Source organism: Burkholderia sp. ABCPW 14, from assembly GCF_001523835.1.
GTDB classification, from domain to species: Bacteria; Pseudomonadota; Gammaproteobacteria; order Burkholderiales; family Burkholderiaceae; genus Burkholderia; species Burkholderia mayonis.
In genome coordinates this window covers 14959-22306 of sequence record NZ_LOVS01000088.1, presented here as the reverse complement: position 1 = coordinate 22306, position 7348 = coordinate 14959, and the positions used below count along the sequence as shown (strand labels likewise).

5 protein-coding genes are annotated in these 7348 nt (G+C 66.0%); 3 read left to right on the top strand and 2 right to left on the bottom strand.

From position 1 onward, the window contains the following. The first annotated feature begins 45 nt into the window (after positions 1-45). From WS62_RS13410 to WS62_RS13400, 3 genes are all read left to right on the top strand, one after another. Positions 46-1767: a carbamoyltransferase family protein gene (locus tag WS62_RS13410; RefSeq protein WP_066571400.1), complete on the top strand. Its 1722-nt coding sequence runs from the start codon at positions 46-48 to the stop codon at positions 1765-1767. 116 nt (positions 1768-1883) lie between these two features. Further along, positions 1884-4259 carry a penicillin acylase family protein gene (locus WS62_RS13405; protein ID WP_066571398.1) on the top strand — a complete coding sequence of 792 codons (2376 nt, stop codon included), beginning with the start codon at positions 1884-1886 and terminating at the stop codon, positions 4257-4259. 175 nt (positions 4260-4434) lie between these two features. Continuing rightward, the gene (locus WS62_RS13400; RefSeq protein ID WP_066571397.1) at positions 4435-5049 is read left to right on the top strand and encodes a GNAT family N-acetyltransferase; all 615 of its coding nucleotides are present in this window, start codon (positions 4435-4437) and stop codon (positions 5047-5049) included. A 72-nt stretch (positions 5050-5121) separates the two neighbouring features. On the opposite strand, the gene WS62_RS13395 is transcribed toward WS62_RS13400, so the two are convergent. Next, positions 5122-5769 (bottom strand): 2OG-Fe(II) oxygenase, encoded by a 648-nt coding sequence (locus WS62_RS13395; RefSeq protein WP_066571396.1) that lies wholly within the window; start codon positions 5767-5769, stop codon positions 5122-5124. 145 nt (positions 5770-5914) lie between these two features. Beyond that, positions 5915-7228 (bottom strand): hypothetical protein, encoded by a 1314-nt coding sequence (locus tag WS62_RS13390; protein ID WP_066571395.1) that lies wholly within the window; start codon positions 7226-7228, stop codon positions 5915-5917. Positions 7229-7348: the final 120 nt, after the last annotated feature.

The following is a 7348-nucleotide window of genomic DNA, read 5'->3' as shown; positions in this document are numbered from 1 at the left end:
CACATCGACAAGCGGACCATCGCGACAACCAGAAAGGACGTCAACGTGTACATACTAGGCATCAACGCTGCATATCATGAGTCCGCCGCCTGCCTCGTCAAGGATGGCCAGGTGGTGATGGCGATCGAGGAAGAGCGCCTGAACCGGATCAAGCACGGCAAGCTGTCGACGCCGGAGACGACGGGACAATTGCCGTGGAAGGCGATCCGCAAGTGTCTCGACGCGGCGGGCATCGGCCTCGACGCGTGCGCGCACATCGGCTACTCGTTCAGCCCGGACATCCTGCAGAAGGGCGTCGCGTCGTGGCGTTCGGCGAACGGCGGCGCGCACGCATGGCCGCTCGACAAGGAAAGCTATCAGACGCTCGAAGGCGGGCTGAATTTCGCCGAAGGCGTGCTGTCGTCGCGCCGGCAACTGATCGAGGACGCCGGCTTCAAGGGCGAATTCCATTTCCTGCCGCACCACGACTGCCATGCGGCGAGCGCGTTCCACGTGTCGCCGTTCGACAAGGCGGCCGTGCTCGTGATCGACGGCATCGGCGAATGGGCGAGCACGTCGCTCTATCACGGCGACGGCACGACGCTCACGAAGGTGCACGACTTCCTGTTCCCGAACTCGCTCGGCTTCGTGTGGGAGAAGCTGTCGAAGTATCTCGGCTTCAGCCAGTACGACGCGTCGAAAGTGATGGGGCTCGCCGCTTACGGCGACGGCGCGAAGACCATCGACCTGTTCTCGCGGATCGTCCCCGACAAGGCGAACATGACGGTCGATCTCGCTGTGCTGCGCCACGAATCGCCCGATTTCACGACGCTCGAAGCGCTGTTCGGGCTGCCGCGCCGCCACGAGCCCGTCGACTTCAATACCGACAACTGGCAGGCGTACGTCGACGTCGCCGCGGGGCTGCAACTGCTCACCGAACAGGTGCTGCTGCACATCCTGCGCAAGTTCGATCGCACGACCTACCGGCACCTGTGCATGGCGGGCGGCGTCGCCCTGAACTGCGCGGCGAACGGCGTGATCGTGCGCGAGAAGCTGTTCGACGACGTATTCATCCAGCCGGCGTCGAACGACGCGGGCACCGCGATGGGCGCGGCGTTCCTGATCTGGAATCAGGTGCTCGGCAATCCGCGCGAATACGTGTTCAACCACGCGTATCTCGGCCCCGAGTATTCGGACGGCGAGATCGAGACGGTTCTGCAACGCACGAACCTCGCGTACCGGAAAGTCGACATCGAGAAGGAAGTCGCTAAGCTGATCGCGGACGGCGGCATCGTCGGCTGGTTCAACGGGCGGATGGAGTGGGGCCCGCGCGCGCTCGGCGGCCGCAGCCTGCTCGCGGACCCGCGCAACAAGGCGGTGCGCGAGCTGATGAACGTGAAGGTCAAGCACCGCGAGCTGTATCGCCCGTTCTGCCCGAGCATTCTCGGCGAGCGCGCGGAAGAATGGTTCGAGGGCAGCGCGAGCGTCGCGGCCGGCAAGTACATGCTGACGACCTCGCGCGTGCGCGCGGAGAAGGCCGAGCAGATTCCGGCCGTCGTGCACTTCGACGGCACGGTGCGGGCGCAGACGGTATACGCCGAAGACAATCCGCGCTACCACCGGCTGATCTCCGAATTCGACGCGCTGACGGGCGTGCCGCTGTTGCTGAACACGTCGTTCAACGATTCGGAGCCGATCGTGTGCACGCCGCAGGACGCGATCAACACATTCATGAAAACCGACATCGACTATCTGGCGCTCGGCAGCTACCTGATCTCGAAGCGCTGAGCCGCCTCGAAACACCGACCGGCGCCGCACGTCGCGCCGCCTGCCTTTTCCGCAGCGCAGACGGGCGGCGCGGCGCCGTCTCGTCTCACCGTCCCATTTCACGAACTCGCGTACCCATGACTTCTCGCACGAACCGCCTGCGGCGGTGGCTCAAGATCCTGCCGGGCCTCATCATCCTCGGCGTGCTGCTCGTCGCGGCCGGCGCGACGCTGCTCTTGCGCGCGAGCCTGCCGCAGCTCGACGGCGACGTGCGCGCCCCGGCGCTCGGCGGCCCGATGACGATCGAGCGCGACGCCGCCGGCGTGCCGACCGTCGCCGCGCGCGACCGCTTCGACGCCGCCTACGGCATCGGCTACCTGCACGCGCAGGACCGCTTCTTCCAGATGGACTATCTGCGCCGGACCGGAGCAGGGGAGCTGGCGGCGCTGCTCGGGCCCGCCGCGCTGGATTTCGATCGCGAACACCGGCTGTTCCGGTTTCGCGCGCGCGCGGCGGCCGCGTTCGCGCGGTTGTCGCCCGACGAGCAGCGCCTGCTGCGACGCTACACGCAAGGCGTCAACGACGGCCTCGCCGCGCTGCGCGCGCGCCCGTTCGAATACGCGCTGCTCGGCGAGCGGCCGGCGCGGTGGCGGCCCGAAGATTCGCTGCTCGTGATCTGGGCGATGTACTTTCAGGTGCAGGGCACGCTCGCGTCGCGCGACATCGCGCGCAACTGGCTGACGGAACACGCGACGTCGCAGCAGGCCGCCTTCCTGCTGCCGTCGTCGAGCGGATTCGACGCGCCGCTCGATGCGTCGAGCGTCGACGAAACCCCCGCGCCGCTGCCCGATGCCGCGCCCGACTGGTTCCGCGCCGCAGGCGACGGCGCGGCCAAGCGCGCATCGCTCGACTTCCGGTCGTCGGTCGGCAGCAACAACTGGGCGATCGCCGGCACCCGCAGCGCGCGCGGCGCGGCCATCGTCGGCGACGACATGCATCTCGTGCTCGGCCTGCCGAACACCTGGTATCGCGCGGCCTTCACGTATCCGGCCGGCGCGGCGCCCGTCCGGCGAGCCGTCGGCGTGACGCTCGCCGGGCTGCCGGCGATCGTCGCCGGCAGCAACGGGCATGTCGCATGGGGCTTCACGGTCGGTTACGCGGATTGTCTCGACCTCGTGCCGCTCGAGCGGGACGGCGACGATCCGCGCGCGTTCCGGATGGGCGGCGCGCGTCAGATCGCGCGCCGGTACGTCGAATCGATCCGGGTGCGGGGCGGCGCGCCCGTCGCGCTGACGGTGCTGGAAACGACGGCCGGGCCGGTGCGGGAAATCGACGGCCGGCTCTATGCGGTGCACTGGGTCGCGCAGTCGCCCGGCGCGGTGAACCTGGGGCTCGCGCGCCTCGCGGACGCCGTCGACGTCGACGGCGCGATCCGCGCGGCGAATACGCTCGGCATCCCCGCCGAGAACATCGTGGTCGGCGACCGCGCCGGACAGATCGGCTGGACCATTGCCGGCGCGCTGCCGGATCGGCGCGCGCCGCGCGGCGGCAACGACGGCCCGGCGTGGCAGTCGCTGCTGCCGCCCGACGCGTATCCGCGCGTCGTCGATCCGTCGGGCGGCCAGCTGTGGACCGCGAACAACCGGCAGTTGGCGGGCGACGCATATCGGCTGATCGGCGACGGCGGCACGGACCTCGGCGCGCGCGCGACCCAACTGCGCGACGGGCTGACGGCGCTCGGCCGCACCGACGAACAGGCGGCGTATCGCATCGACCTCGACGATCGCGCGCTGTTCATCGCGCAGTGGCGCGACCGTGCGCTGCGCGTGCTCGACGACGCGGCGCTCGCCGGCCATCCGTCGCGCGCGGAATTCCGCCGGCTGCTCGCGAACGGCTGGACGGGCAGGGCGAGCGTCGATTCGGTCGGGTACACGCTCGCGCGCGGCTTTCTGTATCGGCTGTACGATGTCACGTTCGACGGGTTCAACGCACGCCTGAAGCAAGTCGATCCGGGCGCGGACTACGAGCTGGCGAATCCGCGCTGGCCGGCCGTCGTGGCGCGGCTGCTCGACGCGCAGCCGCCGGGCTGGCTGCCGGCCGGCGCGTCGAGCTGGCGTGACGTCCAACTGATGGCGATCGACAGGACCATCGCCGCGCTCACGGCCGACGGCGCGCCGCTCGCGCAGGCGAGCTGGGGCGCGCGCAACACGCTGCGGATCGCGCATCCGTTCGCCGGCAGCCTGCCGCTGCTAGGCAGCCGGCTGACGGTGCCGGCCGCGCAGATGCCGGGCGATTCGCACATGCCGCGCGTCGCCGCGCCGGATTTCGGGCAGTCCGAGCGAATGGTCGTGTCGCCGGGACACGAGGAATTCGGGATCTTCAACATGCCGGGCGGACAGAGCGGGCACCCGCTCAGTCCGTTCTTCCTGGCGGGCCACGATGCGTGGGTGCGTGCGGAGCCGACGCCGTTCCTGCCCGGCGACGCGCGGCATACGTTGCGATTCGCGCCGTAGCGGACGGGTGGGCGACGCTTCCGCGCGATGCCGGCAGCGGGAGTCGAGGTGGTTTCCGTCCGCCGAGGCAAACGCTGCGCGCTATCGGCGGCTCGCCGGCGCCACCGTCGCGCCGCGATTGAAACGCACCGGTCTCCGACAAGCTCGGAACGGTTCAAATGCGAGAGGAGGAATCATGCAAGAGTATGTCGATGGCGCTGTCGGGCGATCCGCGCCGGTTATCGAGACGGCGCGCTTGATCCTGTCCGGCCATCGCCTGGAGGATTTCGACAGCAGCCGGGCAATGTGGGCCGATCCCGACGTGACCCGTTTGATCCGCGACGAGCCGTTCACGGTCGAAGCGTGCTGGTTTCGTCTGTTGCGCTATGTCGGGCATTGGCATCTGCTGGGCTTCGGCTACTGGACGATTCGCGAAAAGCGCACCGGTCGCTTCATCGGCGAAGCGGGCTTCGCCGATGCCAAGCGCGATATCGTTCCCGCGCTCGGCGATGCGCCGGAATTGGGCGGCGCGCTGACCTCCGCCGCGTGGGGAAGGGCAATCGCGCGCGAAGCGTTGGATGCGGTGCTGGACTGGGCGGACGAGCACCTGGCGGCTCGGCGTACCGTTTGCCTGATCGACCCCGGCAATCGCTATGCGATTCGACTGGCCGGGGCGTTCGGTTATCGGGAGATCGCCGTTACCGAATACAAAGGCCGGCCGATTCTGCTTTTCGAGCGACCGGCGGCCGAACCCCGCAACCGGAACGATCGGCCATCGGCCGAGACGGCCGATCGGGACAGGCCCGCATAGTCCGCAGCCGAAGGCGAACCCGGCCGACCGGCTTCGCCTGTCGGCGGCTCACCCGGGGCAATCGCCGCCGAGTCATGCGCGCCGATTGGCCTTGTTGTGTCTCGAATAAAAATAGACGAGCGACGTGCGCTCGTTGCCGCGCACCGTTCTGACTTCGTGCCGGTGCATGCAGCTCGTGACGATGACCGTGCCGTAAGTCGGCGCGAAGACGTTCGACGGCCGGCCTTCCGGATGGACCACGAATTCGCCGCCGTCGAAGGCGCGGCCCAGTTGGATGACGACGGAGAATTCATAGTCCGGGTTGCTCGCGGCGTCGAGGTGCATGCCGATGAAGGAGTTCTTCGACATCCGGTTGATCTGGCATCGCCGGATGAAGTACTCGGCATGCGTGGCGAACATGCTGCCGAAAAACTGCGTTCGCCGGGCATCGGCGAGCATGTCCAGTATCCGGTCCGAGTGCGGCCGATTGACGAGTTGGGGCAGTTCGCCGGCCCGGTCGACCATGATGCGCCGGACATGGATGTCGTGCGTGTCGCCGGCGTCGCCGGCGGTCACGGATTCTTCCGGAATTCGGGCTTGCAGCTCATCGATGCGCTCCAGTTCGTGCGCGTCAAAGGCCACGTAAGCGGGAAGCATCACGGTTCCCACGTCTCTCAACTGCGCGGCGTAGTCCGCCATGCCTCCTTCGTTGCAATGGAAATGAAGTTCGGCGGTTTCCATGCGCTTCTCCTGGTTGTTTTCGTCCGAGGCCCGATACGCGAAAAACGCTTGAATCGCTTATCGAACGCATTGCTGCCGGACACGCGAACGAATCGCGCGCCCGATTTTCAAATCCGTCGATCCGATCAGATGCGAGCGGCGGATCTTAGCCGTCCAGCGCGGCGAGAACGGCTTCTTTTTCTGCTTGAGTGACGACGGCCGCCCAATGAACGCCCGCTCCGCTGCCCGCGTTGACCACGCTTGAAAAGCGATTCGAGCGCATCACCATGCCGCTTGCCTCGTCACGGTGGAGGTACATTCCCAGTACGGGCTTATGTTCGGCTGCAACGAAAGTGTCGTCGAAAGGATGGCGGATCGTCGCGACCTCGCGGAAAGCCTGGCAAACCCAGTTCGTCACCCCGTCTTTTCGCAGTCGATTGGCGAGCGCCTCGGCCGGATGATCTTTGCCTATCAGCACGTCGACGCCGCCATAGGAAGCATTCAGCTTGAATACCCATTCGTCTTTGCGGGCCAACGCATCGGCGAGTGTGCTTTCGTCGAGACGGAAGGTGGGTGGAATATGGTTACGAATCGCGGCAATCTCGCGTTCGTCGAGAAGCGGGTGAAAATGCTCGTCACATAACAGCGCGAGCCAAATCTTATTCATCAGCAATTCGGCTTCCAGTCCGTTGGAAAATTTTGCGCCGCTGCGATGAATTGCCTGGAATTTATCGATATTGACCGTTATGTCGTCGTACACGAAATTACGGTGAACCAGAATGCCTTTCCCGCCGCCATCGCGCAGCCACTTCGACGGATACGTCAATTCGGTGTGAACTTCGATCGGTATATCGTCCGCAATGCCCGCAAGATATCGGCGGGCGAGTTCGGGCGAAGCATATCCACGGGCGGCGTGCGAGCTCCAATCCAGGAGGACGAGTCGATCGATTCCCAAGGATTGGATACTGTCCTCGTATAGCGCGCGCAAATTGGCATAGGGGGAGCGGTTGCGCTCGCCAGCCGGCCAACCCGCCGCCTGCATGAAACGGCGATGGCAGTCGAACAGTTCCGCTCCGCCGACCGCCGCCGAGAAATTCAACTCGCAAACCGCATAGCCTTCCGGCAAGGGCAATATGTCGACACGGGCCACGCGGCGGCGGCCCGCTTCCAGCTCTTCCCAGTCGATATAAGGCGCCAGTGCCTCGCCGAGCGAGAACTGCTCCAGAATGTCCGCCCGCGAGCGCTGCCGGCACAGATGGCGCACGATTTTGTTTTGGGCGGACAGCAGATCGCGTGCGATCCGGGCGAGCATGTCGAAGTCGTCGGCAGGGAACAGAAAGGGATGGGGCAGCAGGTTGAATGCCGCAGCGCCGACATCATCCAGCAGCGCCTGTACCTGCCGAGTGGCCCCATTTTCAGCGATCTTGCGTTTGTTTCTCATGAACGCTGCAATCACGTCTTGATTGAATGGTTCGAACATGGCCGCTTTATCGACTGGGGGGCGTGATCGACATATCGCCGAAAACCGGCAACGTGTTATCCGTTGCCGACAATCACGATATTCAACGGAATAAGTGTATCTTTGTTTTTCGCGCATCGA